Origin of the sequence: Chroogloeocystis siderophila 5.2 s.c.1 (assembly GCF_001904655.1) — a bacterium.
GTDB lineage: Bacteria > Cyanobacteriota > Cyanobacteriia > Cyanobacteriales > Chroococcidiopsidaceae > Chroogloeocystis > Chroogloeocystis siderophila.
Genome location: NZ_MRCC01000027.1, coordinates 1 through 17,311, shown reverse-complemented (window position 1 = coordinate 17,311; position 17,311 = coordinate 1). Strand labels below are relative to the sequence as shown.

Sequence of the window (17,311 nt, the reverse complement as noted above, 5' to 3'; positions counted from 1 at the left end):
TAAAGATTTCTTGAAGCAAATTTAAGATAGTGCGCTTGTACATGACTTTTTTGTACTGTGGCATTAAAGGCAACAGCACAAAAGTTAGTTTATGTTAGATAATAAAGCGTTATTCGATTATTGGCACGACAGAGTTCAGTTAAAAAACCACGAAAGAATCGCAGCGATCGCCGAACACATCCCAACACAAGTACTACGTCATGAATATACTAACTATGACCTGCTGCGGCAAAGCGCTGAGGTGCAAAAGCTAACAGAACCAGAACGCAGTCGCATAATTGCGATTATCAAATATGAGTGTACAGCACAGGTTCTTCAATATCGGGCGGGTTGTCTACGCGATCGCGCTCAAGAGATTGAACATTCTTACCAAGAAATAAGTCAACACAGATCTCAGCTACTACGTCTTATCAAAGTACTGCAAGAAAAACTTTTCGGCAAAGATCAGGAAGTGCGACAGCTAGAAACGCGCGTGGCTTCTTTGTTGACAGAGAATGAAGCGCTACGATTAGAGATTGAAAACAACAATGCCGTAAAAGAACTACAAAAAGAGTTAGAGCAACTTAAGAAGCAGTACGATGCGGTTGAACAGCATAGCCACAAGCTTGCTAGAAACAATCAAAGTTTAGGCGGAAGGGTTGCACACACGCAAAGATACAAGAGGGAACGTGATGAAGCACGAGCTTTACTTGCGGAGAAAGATTGCCAAATATTGACTTTAACCGCAGAAAATGAACAACTGCGCGCAACGAACGAGCAATTTCTCCGTAAATTAAAAAAGATATCAGCAGAACCCACAATGGGGTAAAAATATGAATCTACAAAAACTCAAAGCCACAGTCTATGAGATCGCCGCAGTTAGTACAATCAAGCAACTTAAGACAAAATATGAGGTTCTTAAATCGCTAGATATGCGCTGTAAAGCCTCTTGGGAACAAGCGCTAGCAATCGTACAGCAACATCAAACAAAATTTACGAGTTGGTTGGAGAATCCACCCGACGAATACAAAGAACTCTTTGCAGAAATTGATCAAGTTGCGGGAAGTTATGACAATGAGTTAGCGCTTCTTAAGCAAAAGCAACAAGTAATGATGTCAGTTGCTGACGATCTTCAAGCTTTAGCTGCGGAAATTCAAGATGAAGGCGATCGCTTAAAATACGAAGCTAGACAAATTCCACAGCAAGCCGATTGGAACTAAAAATTACAGACGCCTTCCGACTAAAGTCGGGGCTATTCAAACAAAGTGTGCCTAGTGCGTGGACTACCCTACGGGAAGTTGCTCGGCAAATTCATTCGCCAAGCGTCCAATAAATTAAAATTAAGGTAACAGCCTCACTGTTGCAACGCGAATGACTGAACAACGCGATACCAAATTGTCACCCGCAGATGCTCAACCTGATCACTCGATGGTGAATGATTGGAAAAACCGAATTGCTGATTTTTGGAGTGGAACAACATCACGTTTCAAGCTTCTACCGGTCGAGCAAGCCGCACAAACCTTAACAAAATGGTTTAGCATTAGTGACGCGCAAGTTGCAGAAATTCTAGAAACAGTCCGCGCTGAATTACCCACAACTGAAGCGCTGTTGATTGGTAAACCGCAAGCGGGGAAAAGTTCAATTGTGCGAGGACTCACAGGCGTTTCAGCAGAAATTATTGGCCAAGGTTTCCGCCCGCACACGCAACACACCGAACGCTATGCTTATCCTGCAAGCGATCTACCATTGCTGATTTTTACCGACACAGTTGGACTTGGAGATGTTAATCAAAATACTCAAGTCATTGTTGAGGAATTAATTGGATTACAGCAAGAAAGTAACCGCGCGCGAGTTTTAATTCTCACGGTCAAAATTAATGATTTTGCGACTGATACACTGAGACAAATTGCTACACAACTGCGGCAGCAATATCCTGCAATTCCCTGTTTACTGGCTGTAACGTGCTTGCACGAAGTTTATCCTCCTGGGATTGAAAATCATCCGACCTATCCACCCAACTACACCGATGTGAATCGCGCCTTTGCAGCAATACAAGAAGCATTTGCAGGATTGTGCGATCGCGCTGTGATGATCGACTTCACGCTCGAAGAAGATGGCTATACTCCAGTGTTTTATGGTTTAGAAGCTTTACGCGATACTTTAGCAGATCTCCTCCCCGAAGCCGAAGCGCGGGCAATTCATCAGTTATTAGATCAAGAAGTAGGCGACAAAATTGGTAATCTCTACCGCGATGTAGGACGACGCTACATTTTACCCTTCTCAATAATGGCAGCAACGCTTGCCGCCGTTCCGCTACCTTTTGCCACAATGCCCGTATTAACCGCATTGCAAGTATCAATGGTCGGACTACTCGGAAAATTGTACGGACAGACACTAACACGATCGCAAGCAGGAGGTATTGTTAGTGCGATCGCCGGTGGTTTTTTAGCGCAAGCTATTGGGCGCGAGATTGTCAAATTTATCCCAGGATTTGGCAGTGCGATCGCCGCATCATGGGCAGCTGCTTATACTTGGTCATTAGGCGAAGCAGCGTGTGTTTACTTTGGTGACTTGATGGGCGGGAAAAAACCCGATCCGCAGAAGATTCAATCGGTAATGCAAGAAGCGTTTCAATCAGCAAAAGCGCGGTTTAAGGGGATTAAGTCTTAATAATGAATGGTAATTGGTAATGGAAGTGGCTAGTGAGTAGTGATTGGTAATTGGTGAAAGTCAAGCTTTATTTGAATAACTCTCCCCCGCTTCCTCTGCACCTGAAGCTGCCTAATTTGTAGCAACTTAAAGCGAAACGATATAAGTGGTTCTAACTCTTATGCTGCGGTGGTGGTACGATACCGAGTTTAGATAAACCTGCATCAATATCTTTAAGGAGTTGAAAATCTTCCTTGGGTAATGGCGATGTATCGTGTCGTTCTAAAAAGTCAAATGCTTGCCTAAACTGCTGCGATCGCGCTTTAATCGGTGCGTCAAAATGACAAGGAATAATCCACTCAAAATTCCAACTTGCTACTTTATTAGCCCAATCGATAGTTTCCTTGGGTGCGCGATTGAGAATCAGAGTTTGCAGAATCGGTGCAACAAATAAACGACCATTTCCGCACAGCGCATCGAAAGATCGTTGCCAATTCTGTGTCCATTTGAACGGAAAAAGCCCAAAATAGTTTTTACGCGAACGATCTGGTGCGATAATCGCCTTGCGCAATACCTCCCCCCAGCCTACAACGTCGAGGACGCTAGGGCGGAAGTACAAAGCAAATAGTGCAGTACGTTGCCATCCTTTACGACGATTCGCCTGGTTATCTGCGATCGCGTCTGTTGCACTGTCTTTAGCATGAAAGAGTAGCGGATAAGGATCGAGTTGCACAATCGCGGGTGGTTCTTCGGGTACAGACACTACCGAGTCAGTCACAAGTAATGTCTGCGATTTTTTGTGGAAGAAGGCAACTTCAGAAAATCGCCCAGGTCCAAGTTCAATTGCACCGAGAATAGCATAGTCGCACTCATCGGCAAAAGGCGCTTGGCTGCTATCTTGGGGTAGTACGTGCGTGCGATCGCGTGGAAACCCCAGCCAACTAAGCGGTAAATTGAGCGGAAAACTCCACTGATTCGGTACAACAAACACTTGCGCATTGGGAAAGCGACGAGCAAACGGACCGACAAAAACTTTATGTTCAATCCCAGAGATTGTTGGTAAGATAATGTACTTGACGTCGCCGTGTTCGGCAACCAATTCATTGACAAGGCGAATACACTCAGGAGTAGGTGCAACTGGTGCATAGATTAACAAGCCTTGCTCAAGCTTCACAACAGTCATACGAATTGGCACGACAACGTAAAAAATTCCTTGAACTTGGTCAAAAGTCCAAACGGTATCTTTGATGACTTCTTTGCGAATTGTTTGTCGCTTGCTAAACGGATATAGTGGCACAACGAACCAGAACCACCAAGCAAAGTCGTTGAGATGAGTTTTTTCTAGTGTGTCCTGCACGTTCATCGTCGTTTTAGCTATTCCAGGTTCCTCCCATAAATCAACATGGGTGGATGTTGTGCTCGCCACTCAAGGAGATCTCCTAGAATACTATGTTAACTGCAATACTAAAAGCTAGAATTGCGATAGAATTAAGTATCATGCGTGTCAAGCGCGGGTAATAGGTTATCGGGAATGCGGTAACTCAAATCGCACTGATGAGATCGTTGTCACGATCACGCGATCGCACTCTAGCAAGCTAGGAAACCAAAATCACAAAACATCCCCACAGCGTTGATCCATCGCGAACCTGTCTTCGTGCTGCTGCGTATGTGATGACTTATTTAGTTATTACTGAGTCTGAAAAATATTTTGCACCATCTGTTTATCAACACTAGCCGCTGCTCGATCTAATTCTGCAATTTCGTTAGCATCGAGTTGCCAACCTAAAGCACCGATATTCTCTTTTGCTTGTTCTATTGTTTTCGCGCCAGGGATAGGGATGGTGCCTTTGCAGATACACCAGTTAAGTGCTACTTGCGACATTGTTTTGTTTCTTGATTGAGCGATCTCGCGTAGACATAATAACAGTGGTTGAATTTTTGGTAATAACTGTCGAAATAGTAGCCCGCGAATGCCTTTGGGAAGCTCTTTTTCGGAATACTTTCCTGTTAGTATACCCAACGCAAGGGGGCTGTAGGCAATTAGTTTGATTCCCAGTTCATCACAAACATCTTTTAATCTCAACTGCGTCACAGGATACGTAGATAGCAATGAATATTGAACTTGTAGAGTTGCAATTGGTACTCCTCGCTCTGTAAATCTTTTATGCACCCATTGCAGTCGTTTTGGTCCATAATTAGATAATCCTACGCCTTTAACAAATCCCTGTTCGTAGAGATCTGCAAGCCCATCTAAAAGCACACCTTCTTGCCAAGGCGCATAGTTTGCCGTAGACCAATGCATCTGTACCAAATCGACGTTTCGCCCCAAACGTTGAGCAGAAGATTTGCCAGCTTTCACCATCGACTGACGTGTTAATCGCCAAGGATACGCTGCTAGCTTAGTTGCAATGCAGATGTCTTCTTTACCCGCACCGCCATACTCCCTGGTAAAACGTCCCAACAACGTTTCGCTGCGCCCGTTTAAGCGCCCAGTTCCATAAGAATCACCTGTATCAAACAATGTGACACCGTTACTCACGCAGAGGTTAAAAACAGCCTGCAATTGACTATCCATGCTTTCGTCGTAGCCCCAAAGCAAACGATTACCCCACGCCCAAGTACCACAGCCCATTGTCGGGAGGATAAGTTGTTGATGCATATTCATCTATCCTACTAGCGATCGTCTACTATACCTCTACATTTCTGCCGCTTGAAAAATCACAGAGGTTGCATTTCGATAACATTCCATTGTGTAGCTCATAGCGTCTGCCGTTGTCTGGATGCCACTTGACAAATGCTGTAAAGCTCATGCGTTCTGGTAAGGTTTAGAATCATTGCCACACGATCGCACCTTCTTCCTCATCCTATCCCGCAGTAAAGTAAAATTATCTCTTATTCGGCACTTAAATATAGACTCATCCCATGCTGTGCGACTACCTGGTACAAATCCTGACTGCTCGCGTGTACGATGTCGCGCAAGAAACACCGCTTGATTATGCTACAAATTTATCTGGAAGGTTGAATAACAAAGTTTTCCTCAAGCGCGAAGATATGCAGTCGGTGTTTTCCTTCAAGCTGCGGGGTGCTTATAACAAAATGGTGAATTTACCACCGGATATGCTTGCACAAGGTGTCATTGCTGCTTCGGCGGGAAACCACGCCCAAGGTGTTGCTTTAGCTGCAAGTTATTTAGGAACACGTGCATTTATTGTGATGCCAGTAACGACACCTCAAGTTAAAGTTGATGCAGTGCGATCGCGTGGTGGTGAGGTGGTATTACACGGCGATACCTATGACGATGCTTATGCGTACGCCCGACAATTAGAAGCCGAAAAAAACTTGACGTTCATTCATCCGTTTGACGATCCAGAGGTGATTGCTGGACAAGGAACGATTGGGATGGAAATTTTGCGGCAACATCAACAACCAATTCATGCTATTTTTGTCGCGATTGGTGGTGGCGGATTGATTTCGGGAATTGCAGCGTATGTGAAAAGGTTGCGTCCAGAAATTAAGATTATTGGTGTTGAACCTGTCGATGCTGATGCGATGTATCAGTCGCTCAAAGCTGGAAAACGCGTGCGATTATCGCAAGTCGGTTTATTTGCAGATGGTGTTGCGGTGCGCGAAGTTGGTGAAGAGACATTTCATTTGTGTCAGCAGTATGTTGATGAAATTATGCTGGTTGATACAGATGCTACGTGTGCTGCGATTAAAGACGTGTTTGAGGATACGCGCTCAATATTAGAACCTGCGGGGGCGTTGGCGATCGCCGCTGCCAAAGCTTACGTCGAACGCGAACAAATCCAGAGACAAACACTCGTTGCAGTAGCCTGCGGTGCGAATATGAACTTTGATCGCTTGCGCTTTGTTGCAGAAAGAGCAGAATTAGGCGAACGTCGCGAAGCTATTTATGCGGTTGCAATTCCCGAACAACGTGGTAGTTTGGGTAAGTTTTGTGAATGTATCGGTAAGCGCAACTTAACCGAGTTCAACTATCGCATTGCCGATGAAAAAGAAGCACATATTTTTGTAGGAGTGCAGATTGAAAACCGTGCAGATCGAGTTAAGTTAGTCGAAACTTTTGAACATTGTGGTTTCAAAACGATCGACTTAACCGATGACGAACTGACAAAGTTGCATTTACGACACATGGTGGGCGGACATTCGCCGCTGGCGCACAATGAGTTACTCTACCGATTTGAATTTCCCGAACGTCCTGGCGCGTTAATGAAGTTTGTTGGTTCAATGAGTCCTGATTGGAACATCAGCTTATTTCACTACCGCAACAACGGTGCAGACTACGGGCGAATTGTTGTTGGGATGCAAGTACCACCGCACGAGATGGAACAGTGGCAAGCATTTCTTGAGACTTTGGGCTATCGTTACTGGGATGAAAGCCAGAATCCAGCGTATAAGTTGTTTTTGGGGTAATAGGAATTCTTAATAAGTATTTTTCCAATTACCAGCCTTTAAGTTACTTTTATTTTCACTTACTCAACCAATAATTGCATCTACCGCTATTGCTACCGATGGAAATGCTAAGGGGTAAATTGTCCCTCCAGCTAATGTGGATTTGGAAGTGTAATCTTCATCTTGACAATCTCGCAAGACAATGAGTTGTCTTTTTCTCAGGTTAACTACCCAGTATTCAGCAATTCCAACTTCAGCATAAATTTTACTTTTTATTTCTAAATCTTTCTCTAAGCTGGAATCTGAGTATTCAATTAGCCAATAGATATTTTCTGGGTAGGGATGATGTGATAAATATTCCCTTCCTAATCTCTGAACTACTGCAATATCAGGTTCAGGTTCAGAATCATTAGGAAGTGTAATCGGTTTACTCAAACGAACTGTAGCGCGCTCGCCCAACAATTGAATTAAATATTCCCCAGCTTCACTACTATAATAGGCGTGTGGTTCTCCCTCGGGTGGCATTTCAACAATTTCTCCACGCAGCAGTTCTACACGCCGCTTGTCTAAAATCCCCGCTGCAATCATCTGATGATAGTCGTCTATTGTCCACTTGGCTGTAGTGAGCGCCATAGGAATTGCATTGTTCTTTGTTCAGATCATAACTCAAGCAATTAGTGACTCCAACGTAAAGATTCAAAGCTTGCTAGCCCAACCAAAATAGCAGAATATGGGGAGCTAAGAACCCAAACTAGATTAATACAGCACAAATTCATACAGATAGCAAGCGAATACTTAAGATTTGTCTTGGTAGCGATCGCGGTGGTGCCCATTGAACCGCACTGAGTCCGAGTAAAAATAACGCAACTCCAACGCAAAGTAGTGTCCGCGCCTCGATTGTGAGTTCTTCTTTGGCGGCTGCGGTTTCTAGCCCTTGTTAAGTTGGGTAATCGGTAATGGGTAAGGGAAAGTTAGTCCATATTTTTACCAATTACCAATGACCAACCTTCAAATGACATTTATTTTTACCTAATTACTTACAAGCTTGAAGTTGCTATTGGTAACGCACATCATTAGATCAACAATAGAGATCTGATCGAGGTAGGCATATATGGTGCGACTCAAGGTGTGGCAATGGGTAGTGTTAGCAACTCCAATTGCAGGAATCATCGGTTTCTTGCTATTGGCAGCTGGGTGGCAAATTCACGAGTGGCGCGTGAATTGGATTTGGGGTGTATTCATTCTAGTATTCGTCGGTTGGCGTTGGTTACTAGTAAAGTGGACTCGCCCTGCAGTAGCGCAGATTGAAGCCGTTGTAACCGAAGTAAGCCAAGAACTTGCAGCAGATCAGGAAACACCGCTAGCAGGTGATACAACACATAACGCAGAAACCATACTTCAAGAAATACTCAAAAAATCACAAAGCGATCGCCCGATTTGGGAAGATTGGCAAACTTTTTGGCAACGCTGTCAGGAACTTGTCGTCGCTATTGCCCATATTTACCATCCTGAAGTCAAGTATCCCTTACTCAATATCTATATTCCCCAAGCCTATGGATTGATTCGCGGAACTGTTGATGACATGGATCGGTGGATGCAAAAGTTATCGCCTGCACTCAATCAAGTGACTGTAGGGCAAGCTTATCAAGCTTATGAAGTTTATCAAAAACTCGAACCTTCAGCGCGGAAAGTTCAGCAAGTTTGGAACTGGGCGCAATGGTTATTTAATCCAGCAGTAGCATTAGCTAAACAAGCAACGCAAAAATCAAGTCACCAAGCAACGCAGCAACTATTAGTTAATTTGAGTCAATTACTCCGCGAAGCGGCTTTACGCAATTTATGCAAGCAAGCGATCGCACTTTATGGGGGTACTACGCTACCGAGTACATTTTCTCCGACAACTCCAACATTACCAAAAGCAAAAACACAAACGCTGCGCGAAATCTTACAGAAAGCTGAACCTGTAGAAGAAGTTGAGCAAAAGCCTGTCAGTATTTTACTTGCAGGACGCACTGGCGCGGGAAAAAGCAGCTTGATTAATACCTTATTTCAAGCCGAGTTAGCTGAGGTGGATGTCTTACCCAGTACGGATCGCATTCAAAACTACCATTGGCAAACAGATACAGGCGAAATGACGCTGTGGGATACTCCAGGTTACGAACAAGCGAATCGCGATGATTTGCGCGAACTTGTTCTCGACTATGCTACGAATGCAGATTTACTACTATTAGTTACCCCAGCACTCGATCCAGCGTTGCAAATGGATGTAGACTTTCTCAAAGATATTAAAGCTGAGGTTGCAGATTTACCTGCGATCGCGGTTGTTACTCAAGTCGATCGTCTACGTCCAATTCGTGAGTGGGAACCGCCGTATAATTGGCAGTGGGGCGTTAGCGTAGCTCCTCCAAAGGAGGCTCGCCCAAAAGAAATTGCAATTCGCGAAGCAACCGCATATCGCGCTCAATTGTTAAGTGAATGCGATCTTGTTTTACCGGTCGTTACTGGCGATTCTAGTCGAACAGCTTGGGGAATTGATGCACTATCCTTAGCATTAGTCGAGGCGATTTCGCCTGCAAAGCAACTGCGACTTGCCCGCTTTTTGCGTAACTTAGAAGCCCGCACAGTTGCTGCTGCTAAAATTATTGACCATTACACTTTCCAAATGACAACTACCCAAGGACTTGCAGCACTCCTCAAAAGTCCTATTTTGCAATTTATCTCTACACTATCAACTGGTTCTTCTACACTTGCTTATATCCTAGCCGAGCAAATTCCTGTCGAACATTTACCGGTGGTGATTGGTAAGCTGCAAATGGCATATGAGCTTTTCTCGCTGTTGAAGCCTGCTAACGGGCGTAACTTCGATCTTCTCTCACTTTGGTCACTTATATTAGAAAATAGCTCATCACCAGAGCGTAATGCGTGGGCATTTGGTCATGCTTTAGTAGAGTATTGGACGGAAGACCTTAGCGTTGAAGAACTACGACAGCGGTTTGAAAACTACTTACAGCAGGCTTCACCTCTATGAAGTTTTGAATGAAAAGAATTTTCTTAACTTCCTCTGCTCATTTGCTTCCTCTAACCCAACGAAATTGATAAGCTTCACTTTCTGCGCCCCAAACTTGATTACCATTAGCATCAAAAGTGATGCGATTTGTGATTCGCACTGCACCTTTATAGTTACTTGGACATCCAGATCCGGCTGTTTCGCCGATATAATTCTGTTCTTGGCGACGTCAGAAGACACTACAGTTCGACGTACCAATATCTTTCACGTCTACAATGCGTTGCGCTTGAGGTTTGTTGCACAAACCAATCCAAGCTTGCGGTGTTGGGGGTCTAAATACAGCTGACTCTACACTGCTGTTATCTGCACTTGGTGCAATTCGTAAAAAACGCTGACGATAAGACTCTCGAAAGGCGTTGTAAAAGTGCTTGTTCTTGATACATAAAAACCGCATGAGGACGCGCGATCGCAGTAGCATCTTTGACTGTAACTTTACAAGTCGTAATGCGGACATTTGGTGCACTAGGGTTAGCACGAGCTTGCGCGGAAGTGTCCATCGCGCCATCAAGATGAGAAACAACTTCTTGTACTTGATGTGCAGGTGTAGCGTTAACTACGTTTACACCCATCAAAACTCCAATACATACCAATATTGAAATATTTTTTTTACTTACCACTATCAGTCTAAAAGATTTGGTTAGTTTCCTCATACTCCTGGTTGCTGTTGTCTTACTAAATACCTACTCAGCGCATAAGCCATATCACCGCGCGTCACTGGCTGTAGTGGTCTAATATTACCTTGAGGGTCAGTATTGACAAATCCTTCATTTAATGCAGTGGCGATAGATCGTCTTGCCCATGTAGGAACTGATGCTGCATCGGGATAGGGAGTAAGAATCTCGGCAACGGTATCATCAGGAAATTGATAAACTCCATACGCTTGTGCAAAAATCGCGAAGGCTTCCGCACGGTTTACCCTTTGGTTAGGAAAAAACATATTCCCCCGATAGCCACGCATAATACCAGTTTTGAGCACGGTTTGAATATTGTTAAATGCCCAGTGCGAAGCAGGAACATCTTGAACTTCCACTAAGTTTTCTTGAGTAGCAGCAGCACGTGTATCTAGGGCAAAGGCATTCACTAAAATTGATGCAAGTTCAGCGCGATTGATAAATCGTTCAGGATGAAATTGTCCATCAGCATAGTTTTTCATTAAACCCGCAGAAACTACCTGTCGGATCGCATCAGAAGTAGATGATGTTACAGGTGATATATGTGTTTGCGCGATCGCTTTTGGTGCTGCGAAGAACGCGATCGCACTTGGACTTTGAATGATCATCACCATACAAAGTGTACTAGCAAGCTGACGTATTCGGGACATATCTATTTGACTCCACCCTCACTCAAAACTTCTGTTTTCATACTACTCACGACGATGCAGTTTAGAGCAAAGTTGCGTAAACATAGCCATTTCGCCGCAAATCTTGCTCAAATAGAGTTAAGTTACTGCCAACACTTAACTAATGCCGTCAAATATCGATTTATTACCTGCAATTTCAGCAAAATCAATTCGGTTAGAAGGAAAGCAATTTTTTGTGGATGATAAAGGCGATCGCCTACCAAGTGTCACCACAATTCTCAACGCCACCAAACCCCAAGAACAACGCGAAAGACTTTTCAATTGGCGACAGCGTGTTGGTACAGAGGAAGCGAATAAAATCGCAGGAAGTGCAAGTCGTCGAGGTACACAAACACACAAACAAATTCAGCGCTATCTTTTGGGTAAAGATACTATTTGTCCAGAAAATAGCATTTCTTACTGGGAAAGCATCAAACCAGTATTGCAAGATATCGATACTGTGCGCCTAGTTGAAGGCTCGATTTTTCACTACGACTTAGGCTACTCTGGCAAAGTCGATTGCGTCGCCAGTTACCAACATACTCCTGTTCTGTGCGAGTGGAAAACTGCTGATAAACCAAAAGGTTCTATTGAGCGACTTTATGAATATCCCCTACAAATTGCTGCTTATCTTGGAGCCGTCAATCATACTTACCAAGATTATGGCATTAAACTCGATCATGCACTCTTAGTTGTCGCGATTCCAGACACACCAGCCGAAGTTTTTTGTTTTGAACCACCGCAAATTCAACATTATTGGCAACAGTGGATTGAGCGAGTAGAAGCTTACCAAAAATTACAAAAACTAAAGTTTGATTGGTAGTCTTTTAACTCAGATTCAGTTGATGAACGCAACATTACCATACAGTAACTTATTTGTACAAAATATGACTTTTGCTAGATTTGAGATGATAGAAAAACAATTTTTTCATTGACTAGAACAATTCAAATTATTGGAGAAGTGATAAACAAGTCCAGCATCAGTAAAAGATAAATATCCTAATATTTCCTGGAAAGCAATGATGGGTATGCGAGATAAGGTAACTCATAAATATTTAGAAGTAAAGTTGAATGGACTGTGGGAGACTATACAGCAAGCTCTACGTAAAATAGAAGACTTGCAAGAAGATGACTCATAGTTATTAAAAATATCAAGTAATTAGGATAATAAATGAATTGATACAGTAAAAATGCGTTGCACCCAATATTAAAATAAATTTGCATTCTAAATCCTCAATAACTCTTCGGGTAAACGTTGTAAAACACGTTGAAAAGGTGCTGTGTTTCCTAAACCTCGTACTAGTACTAATGAACCTTGAATTTGCAGTATGGCATCTTCTGCTTTCTGATGCGCTAGTTTTTCTTCAAATCCAGCATCAATTAAAACTTGTGCCAAACTCCTAATCCAACAGTTTAAAGCGTTCTGAATTTCTTCAGCAAACAACTTTGATTCGAGTGATAATACTGCTAGAAGACAGGCGTGTTCGCCGCCATTGTACAATTCATTAACTTTTTGCGTCATCGCCTGAATTCGCTCGATTGGTTGATCGTGACTGCGCAACGTTGCAAAAATATTCGTTTCCATCCAATTGTCAAGGTAATTGAGAACAGCTTGCGCCATTTCTTCTTTACCTTTAGGAAAATGATGGTAAAGACTCGCTTTGCCTAAACCTGTCGCTTGTGAAAGTCGCGTTAATGTTGTCCCTTCGTAACCATATTGCCGAAAGACTTTGAGTAATTCGATAATGACTTGTTCTTTGTCTTTGGACATCTAAACGATTTCAATTACCTCCTTGACATTGTACCAAACGATCGGTAAAGTTGGATATACCGAACGATCGGTATCAAAGTGTATGTGCTTAAAATTATGAAATTGTACGATTTCCCCCTGTCAGGCAACTGCCATAAAGTACGGTTAATGCTGTCACTCCTGCAACTCGATTACGAGATCGTCGCTGTCAACTTAACGGAAGGCGAACAAAAATCAGCAGCGTTTTTGCAACTAAATCTGCTAGGGCAAGTACCAGTACTTATTGATAATGACGTGGTAGTTTGGGATTCGCAAGCAATTCTAGTGTATCTGGCGCGGCGCTATGGGGGAGAAAAATGGTTGCCCACAGATGCAGACTCGATGAGTAAAGTTATGCAGTGGTTATCAATAACAGCTAATAATATTCAAAATAGTATAGCTGCGGCTAGATTGCATTTCCTATTTAATACCCAGCTAGATTTAGATTTAGCACAACAGAAAGCACATCAGATTCTACAAATATTTAATGAACACTTGAGTAAGCGTGACTGGTTAGAATGCGATCGCCCAACTATCGCAGATATCGCCTGTTTTCCCTATATTGCGTTAGCACCACAAGGCAAAATTTCTTTAGATGCTTATCCTCATGTCACTAATTGGATCAACCGCATTAAAGATCTTCCTGGTTATATCAGTATGCCAGGTGTTTAATCAGGGATAGGAGAATTATGAGTTTAAAAAAGTTATGAGTGTTGAGTGCTGAGTGATGAGTTTAAGAGAGTTGAGACAATTCTTCTAATTCAAAACTCAAAACCTAAAACTAGCCACTAGCCACTAAATATCATGGAAACTCCTTATCACGCCGGAGAACTTGCAGTTCAAAGTCAAGCGGGAGTGCAAGCGGAAGCCGCGAACTTGGGAAATATTATTGGTGCAACAATTAAGCCAGCAGCAAAAGACTTTTTGCAAAATCAAAGATTTGCGATCGCCGCTACTATTGATTCAAATAATGTCTGCGCATCGCTGTTGACTGGAAAACCTGGATTTATACAAGCGATCGGCGATCGCGTCGTGAATATTCAAGCTACAATTCCTGGTGAAGCGTTGCAAGTTGGTTTGTTGGTTATCGATTTTGCAACTCGACGACGTTTAAGAATTAACGGGAAGGCTACGAGAAAATCTGATGATAGTACTGATATCGCAACTCAACAAGTTTATTTCAATTGCCCCAAATATATCCAGCGGCGTCATTTAGTTGCAGATGACACTCAGCTACCTACAGCGTCGGTTCAAGATTTTGATAGTCTCACTGTAAAACAGCAACAGTGGATTACTTCTGCTGATACATTCTTTATTGCCAGTATGCATCCTGAAAGCGGTGCTGATACATCGCATCGCGGCGGATATCCAGGATTTATTCAAGTATTGAATGCGAAGCAACTTGTATTTCCTGATTATGTTGGTAATAATATGTTCAATACTTTGGGTAACATTGCGCTTAATCCAAATTCAAGCTTGTTGTTTGTTGATTTTGAATGTAGTAAGACATTACAACTTACAGGAGAAGCTAGTATTGTTTGGGAAAAAGAACGTCTTGTCGAATTTCAAATTGAACGTGTCCGAGAAACTGCTAATGCCACAAATCTACGTTGGCAATTTGAAGAATATTCACCATTTAATCCAGTATTGTAATTGAAGCGATCGCTAAGCAAATATCTGCGCCACACCACAACTAAAACCAGGTAAAAGAGGACTATTTAAATCATCTTCTTTATATAGTGTTGCTGCTAGTTTCAACACTGCATTATCTCGACGATAAATTTCTACCTGCTGCTTTTGAGGATCGATAATCCAATATTCTTGTACGCCTTGAACAGAATAAAGCTTCAGTTTGAGTTGGCGATCGCGTTTTTCTTGTAATTCTCCTGGAGATAACACTTCAATAACGAGTTCTGGTGCACCCACTAAATGCCCTGCATCATCTAGTATTGCTGCTAAACGCTGATTGCTAACCCATACTACATCGGGAATAACGTTGTCAGCATCTGTAAAAATTACCCCAGGAGTCGTAGCAGCATCCCCCAAACCTGTTTGCCTTGACCAAATTTTCAACTCTGTGCAAACATTATCAGCAACATTTTGATGTTTCCAATGGGGCGCTTTGGTCACGAACAACTCTCCATCAATAATTTCGTAGCGATTTCCATCATCTGGAAATAACTTGAGATCATCTGTTGTCCAGTAGACATTGGTTACAGTATTCATCAAACCACTCCTAGCAGTTGGTAGTATCTATATTGTATTGAGCAACGTTTAATTGGGGTGTGGTCAAAACTGATTGGTACAGATAGTAAGTGGCGCTGTTCTACGTAATAACTTAGAGACTCAACCCATCTGCAAATGTAGCCGTGTCTCTAAGAACCTTTAACTAAAGTGCAGTTATTAAAACTCAAAGCATCTTCCAGGCAACCGAGCGAAGGCTAACACTGCTTGAGTCAACTTCCGCTAATAGCTACCAGCATATCCTAGGGAACCGTAATAGTATGTAGTATCGTTGAGCGAGTGAGAGAAGTGTGTAAAGCAATAGCTCATCGCCTGGGCTGCCGTATCGTTACGCAGTTGAGTAATTAATCTGATTTAGAGTTAGCCCAGAACACGCCCCACTTGCGATAAAAAGCGCTGCTATGCCAGCAAAAAGACTAAGCACAGCCGTGCCTAGAATACCAGCACTGAGATCAATAAGTCAGAAATGTAGCATTTACTAGTTATTTACTCTAATGCGCAATTCTCTAAATGTGGTCAATTTTACTCGTAGTTTTTAGTGACTGTGAGCTAAATCAAATGGTTCTGGACACAGAATAACTGAAGAAAGTAGTAGGATAAATCAAAAAAAATACTAAGCAAAATATAAAGATATTGCGAGAAATATGAGTTAATTTGTTTCCTTTGGTAACTGCTAATTCAAGTACTGATTTCTGAGTAAGAAATCTTGTGGTGTAGATTGCAATACTGACAAGCTTCATTTAATCTTATTTACAGCACTTTCATGATAGTTATTCAGAGAATCGTACTTATTAGCAGTCAGATGGGCATTCTTGATCGTTTATTTAAGTAATCTTGATAATAACCCTAGTATTCAAACGGAGGACGAAAGCAGAAGACACAAAAGATACTGGTTACAAGAGTATCTTCAAGAGTTAGTTAATAAAATGATTTCTAAATTTCTTCGCTTTGGTATTGTCCTCTCTTCAATTAGTTTGACCCTTTGGGTAAATGGTAGTAATCCTGGCACATCTATGCCTCTTCTGGTTTCTCAAACTACTGCTGATGAGATACCAAACAATGTTGTAATATCAGGGGAGAGAATTGGTGAAAGAGTTTATAGCAATGACCTTGATGATTTTTCGGGAAACAGCATTGTTACACCACAAGTTTTCGGTATAGAAGTGACTGTGGTACGTAATCCTATCTCAATTACCCTGTATGACAACTCAGCTCAAGATGGGGACATAGTTAGTGTTACTGTAAATGGGAAAACTATACCAGGGCTGGAGAGCGTATTGTTAACAAATGCTGGTCAGACATTTAATATTTCTCTGGAAACTGGTGTGAATACGGTGGCTGTACATGCGTTGAATGAGGGTGCTGCCTCACCCTGTACGGCAACTTTAGTTATTACACCAAGTCAGGTAGTTTCAGGCGGTAATGTTTTAGATGCTACTTTACCTGCGGGTTTAGCTAAAATCTTTACTGTAGGATTTCCCCAAATAAAAGTACCTTTCCTCAAATACCCTGAATCAGCATTACATATCCTAGAAGCACAAGCAAAGGGGCGTCCTAGACTAGTAACAATTGACCGTCCCGGTGCTGGACGTCGTCGCCAACAATCTATAAAAAATTATCTAAGTTCAGGAGGTACGCCAGCTGGGCGCAATCAAGACCTAGATGAGTACCCGCAAGCAGTGTTCTTAGAAAATGGAGGCAACGCGGATGTTAAACCCATTAACCGTAGTGATAATCGTGGTTCTGGATCAACCATTGGTCAACAAATTAAGCCTTATACCAAGTTGCGGTCTAACAAAGTATTCTTAGATGAGGAAAAAAAGTTAGAGAG

General features: G+C 42.5%; 16 protein-coding genes and 2 pseudogenes. 10 read left to right on the top strand and 8 right to left on the bottom strand.

What is annotated here, in order from left to right:
- Nucleotides 1-91 precede the first annotated feature (91 nt).
- The 3 genes from NIES1031_RS21845 (at nucleotide 92) to NIES1031_RS21835 (ending at nucleotide 2,649) form a co-directional block, all read left to right on the top strand.
- Nucleotides 92-808, top strand: coding sequence for a hypothetical protein (locus NIES1031_RS21845; RefSeq protein ID WP_073551552.1), 717 nt, complete (start codon nucleotides 92-94; stop codon nucleotides 806-808).
- Between the two features lie 4 nt (nucleotides 809-812).
- A complete protein-coding gene (locus NIES1031_RS21840; RefSeq protein WP_073551551.1) occupies nucleotides 813-1,199 on the top strand; it encodes a hypothetical protein in 387 nt (128 codons plus the stop codon).
- A 151-nt stretch (nucleotides 1,200-1,350) separates the two neighbouring features.
- Nucleotides 1,351-2,649, top strand: coding sequence for a GTPase family protein (locus NIES1031_RS21835; protein ID WP_073551550.1), 1,299 nt, complete (start codon nucleotides 1,351-1,353; stop codon nucleotides 2,647-2,649).
- Nucleotides 2,650-2,800: 151 nt separating this feature from the next.
- Here the strand turns inward: NIES1031_RS21835 and NIES1031_RS21830 are convergent, their stop codons facing one another.
- Together NIES1031_RS21830 and NIES1031_RS21825 are read right to left on the bottom strand one after the other, a co-directional pair.
- Complete coding sequence (locus NIES1031_RS21830) at nucleotides 2,801-3,991, bottom strand: DUF4336 domain-containing protein (protein ID WP_073551549.1); 1,191 nt, start codon at nucleotides 3,989-3,991, stop codon at nucleotides 2,801-2,803.
- A 324-nt stretch (nucleotides 3,992-4,315) separates the two neighbouring features.
- Nucleotides 4,316-5,287, bottom strand: a complete 972-nt coding sequence (locus NIES1031_RS21825) for an aldo/keto reductase (protein WP_218596925.1) — start codon at nucleotides 5,285-5,287, stop codon at nucleotides 4,316-4,318.
- 263 nt (nucleotides 5,288-5,550) lie between these two features.
- Here NIES1031_RS21825 and ilvA point away from each other — a divergent pair, with 263 nt between their 5' ends.
- Nucleotides 5,551-7,062, top strand: a complete 1,512-nt coding sequence (ilvA, locus tag NIES1031_RS21820) for a threonine ammonia-lyase, biosynthetic (protein WP_073551547.1) — start codon at nucleotides 5,551-5,553, stop codon at nucleotides 7,060-7,062.
- A gap of 63 nt (nucleotides 7,063-7,125) precedes the next feature.
- Here the strand turns inward: ilvA and NIES1031_RS21815 are convergent, their stop codons facing one another.
- Nucleotides 7,126-7,674, bottom strand: coding sequence for a Uma2 family endonuclease (locus tag NIES1031_RS21815; protein ID WP_073551546.1), 549 nt, complete (start codon nucleotides 7,672-7,674; stop codon nucleotides 7,126-7,128).
- A gap of 478 nt (nucleotides 7,675-8,152) precedes the next feature.
- Between NIES1031_RS21815 and NIES1031_RS21810 the strand changes: the two genes are divergently transcribed.
- The gene (locus NIES1031_RS21810; RefSeq protein WP_073551545.1) at nucleotides 8,153-10,069 is read left to right on the top strand and encodes a GTPase family protein; all 1,917 of its coding nucleotides are present in this window, start codon (nucleotides 8,153-8,155) and stop codon (nucleotides 10,067-10,069) included.
- A gap of 37 nt (nucleotides 10,070-10,106) precedes the next feature.
- Here the strand turns inward: NIES1031_RS21810 and NIES1031_RS25855 are convergent.
- The 3 genes and pseudogenes from NIES1031_RS25855 to NIES1031_RS21800 form a co-directional block, all read right to left on the bottom strand.
- Nucleotides 10,107-10,502: pseudogene (locus NIES1031_RS25855) on the bottom strand (CpcT/CpeT family chromophore lyase).
- The gene (locus NIES1031_RS26135) at nucleotides 10,408-10,677 is read right to left on the bottom strand and encodes a CpcT/CpeT family chromophore lyase (protein ID WP_269086036.1); all 270 of its coding nucleotides are present in this window, start codon (nucleotides 10,675-10,677) and stop codon (nucleotides 10,408-10,410) included. Before NIES1031_RS26135 ends, NIES1031_RS25855 begins: the two are co-directional and overlap by 95 nt.
- Before the next feature lie 77 nt (nucleotides 10,678-10,754).
- Nucleotides 10,755-11,429 carry an S-layer homology domain-containing protein gene (locus NIES1031_RS21800; protein ID WP_073551544.1) on the bottom strand — a complete coding sequence of 225 codons (675 nt, stop codon included), beginning with the start codon at nucleotides 11,427-11,429 and terminating at the stop codon, nucleotides 10,755-10,757.
- Nucleotides 11,430-11,571: 142 nt separating this feature from the next.
- Between NIES1031_RS21800 and NIES1031_RS21795 the strand changes: the two genes are divergently transcribed.
- Nucleotides 11,572-12,270 (top strand): PD-(D/E)XK nuclease family protein, encoded by a 699-nt coding sequence (locus NIES1031_RS21795; RefSeq protein ID WP_073551543.1) that lies wholly within the window; start codon nucleotides 11,572-11,574, stop codon nucleotides 12,268-12,270.
- A gap of 169 nt (nucleotides 12,271-12,439) precedes the next feature.
- Nucleotides 12,440-12,586 (top strand): annotated as a pseudogene (locus NIES1031_RS26475) (HepT-like ribonuclease domain-containing protein); the annotation flags it as partial.
- A gap of 86 nt (nucleotides 12,587-12,672) precedes the next feature.
- Here NIES1031_RS26475 and NIES1031_RS21785 read toward each other — a convergent pair.
- Nucleotides 12,673-13,218 (bottom strand): TetR/AcrR family transcriptional regulator, encoded by a 546-nt coding sequence (locus tag NIES1031_RS21785; RefSeq protein WP_073551542.1) that lies wholly within the window; start codon nucleotides 13,216-13,218, stop codon nucleotides 12,673-12,675.
- A gap of 96 nt (nucleotides 13,219-13,314) precedes the next feature.
- On the opposite strand from NIES1031_RS21785, the gene NIES1031_RS21780 reads away from it, so the two are divergent.
- Together NIES1031_RS21780 and NIES1031_RS21775 are read left to right on the top strand one after the other, a co-directional pair.
- Nucleotides 13,315-13,908, top strand: coding sequence for a glutathione S-transferase family protein (locus NIES1031_RS21780; protein ID WP_236738947.1), 594 nt, complete (start codon nucleotides 13,315-13,317; stop codon nucleotides 13,906-13,908).
- A gap of 132 nt (nucleotides 13,909-14,040) precedes the next feature.
- Nucleotides 14,041-14,889 carry a pyridoxamine 5'-phosphate oxidase family protein gene (locus NIES1031_RS21775; RefSeq protein WP_073551541.1) on the top strand — a complete coding sequence of 283 codons (849 nt, stop codon included), beginning with the start codon at nucleotides 14,041-14,043 and terminating at the stop codon, nucleotides 14,887-14,889.
- 12 nt (nucleotides 14,890-14,901) lie between these two features.
- On the opposite strand, the gene NIES1031_RS21770 is transcribed toward NIES1031_RS21775, so the two are convergent.
- Nucleotides 14,902-15,462 carry a Uma2 family endonuclease gene (locus tag NIES1031_RS21770; protein ID WP_073551540.1) on the bottom strand — a complete coding sequence of 187 codons (561 nt, stop codon included), beginning with the start codon at nucleotides 15,460-15,462 and terminating at the stop codon, nucleotides 14,902-14,904.
- A gap of 830 nt (nucleotides 15,463-16,292) precedes the next feature.
- Here NIES1031_RS21770 and NIES1031_RS21765 point away from each other — a divergent pair.
- The coding region (locus NIES1031_RS21765) for a NucA/NucB deoxyribonuclease domain-containing protein (RefSeq protein ID WP_218596924.1) at nucleotides 16,293-17,311 on the top strand (1,019 nt) is incomplete at its 3' end.

Excerpts from the sequence above, each read along its gene's own strand:
- NIES1031_RS21835 (WP_073551550.1), top strand. The coding sequence starts at position 1,351 with ATGACTGAACAACGCGATACCAAATTGTCACCCGCAGATGCTCAACCT.
- NIES1031_RS26135 (WP_269086036.1), bottom strand. The coding sequence starts at position 10,677 with ATGGGTGTAAACGTAGTTAACGCTACACCTGCACATCAAGTACAAGAA.
- NIES1031_RS21825 (WP_218596925.1), bottom strand. The coding sequence starts at position 5,287 with ATGCATCAACAACTTATCCTCCCGACAATGGGCTGTGGTACTTGGGCG.
- NIES1031_RS21785 (WP_073551542.1), bottom strand. The coding sequence starts at position 13,218 with ATGTCCAAAGACAAAGAACAAGTCATTATCGAATTACTCAAAGTCTTT.
- ilvA (WP_073551547.1), top strand. The coding sequence starts at position 5,551 with ATGCTGTGCGACTACCTGGTACAAATCCTGACTGCTCGCGTGTACGAT.
- NIES1031_RS21810 (WP_073551545.1), top strand. The coding sequence starts at position 8,153 with ATGGTGCGACTCAAGGTGTGGCAATGGGTAGTGTTAGCAACTCCAATT.
- NIES1031_RS21840 (WP_073551551.1), top strand. The coding sequence starts at position 813 with ATGAATCTACAAAAACTCAAAGCCACAGTCTATGAGATCGCCGCAGTT.
- NIES1031_RS21780 (WP_236738947.1), top strand. The coding sequence starts at position 13,315 with ATGAAATTGTACGATTTCCCCCTGTCAGGCAACTGCCATAAAGTACGG.
- NIES1031_RS21845 (WP_073551552.1), top strand. The coding sequence starts at position 92 with ATGTTAGATAATAAAGCGTTATTCGATTATTGGCACGACAGAGTTCAG.
- NIES1031_RS21830 (WP_073551549.1), bottom strand. The coding sequence starts at position 3,991 with ATGAACGTGCAGGACACACTAGAAAAAACTCATCTCAACGACTTTGCT.
- NIES1031_RS21795 (WP_073551543.1), top strand. The coding sequence starts at position 11,572 with ATGCCGTCAAATATCGATTTATTACCTGCAATTTCAGCAAAATCAATT.
- NIES1031_RS21775 (WP_073551541.1), top strand. The coding sequence starts at position 14,041 with ATGGAAACTCCTTATCACGCCGGAGAACTTGCAGTTCAAAGTCAAGCG.
- NIES1031_RS21800 (WP_073551544.1), bottom strand. The coding sequence starts at position 11,429 with ATGTCCCGAATACGTCAGCTTGCTAGTACACTTTGTATGGTGATGATC.
- NIES1031_RS21815 (WP_073551546.1), bottom strand. The coding sequence starts at position 7,674 with ATGGCGCTCACTACAGCCAAGTGGACAATAGACGACTATCATCAGATG.
- NIES1031_RS21770 (WP_073551540.1), bottom strand. The coding sequence starts at position 15,462 with ATGAATACTGTAACCAATGTCTACTGGACAACAGATGATCTCAAGTTA.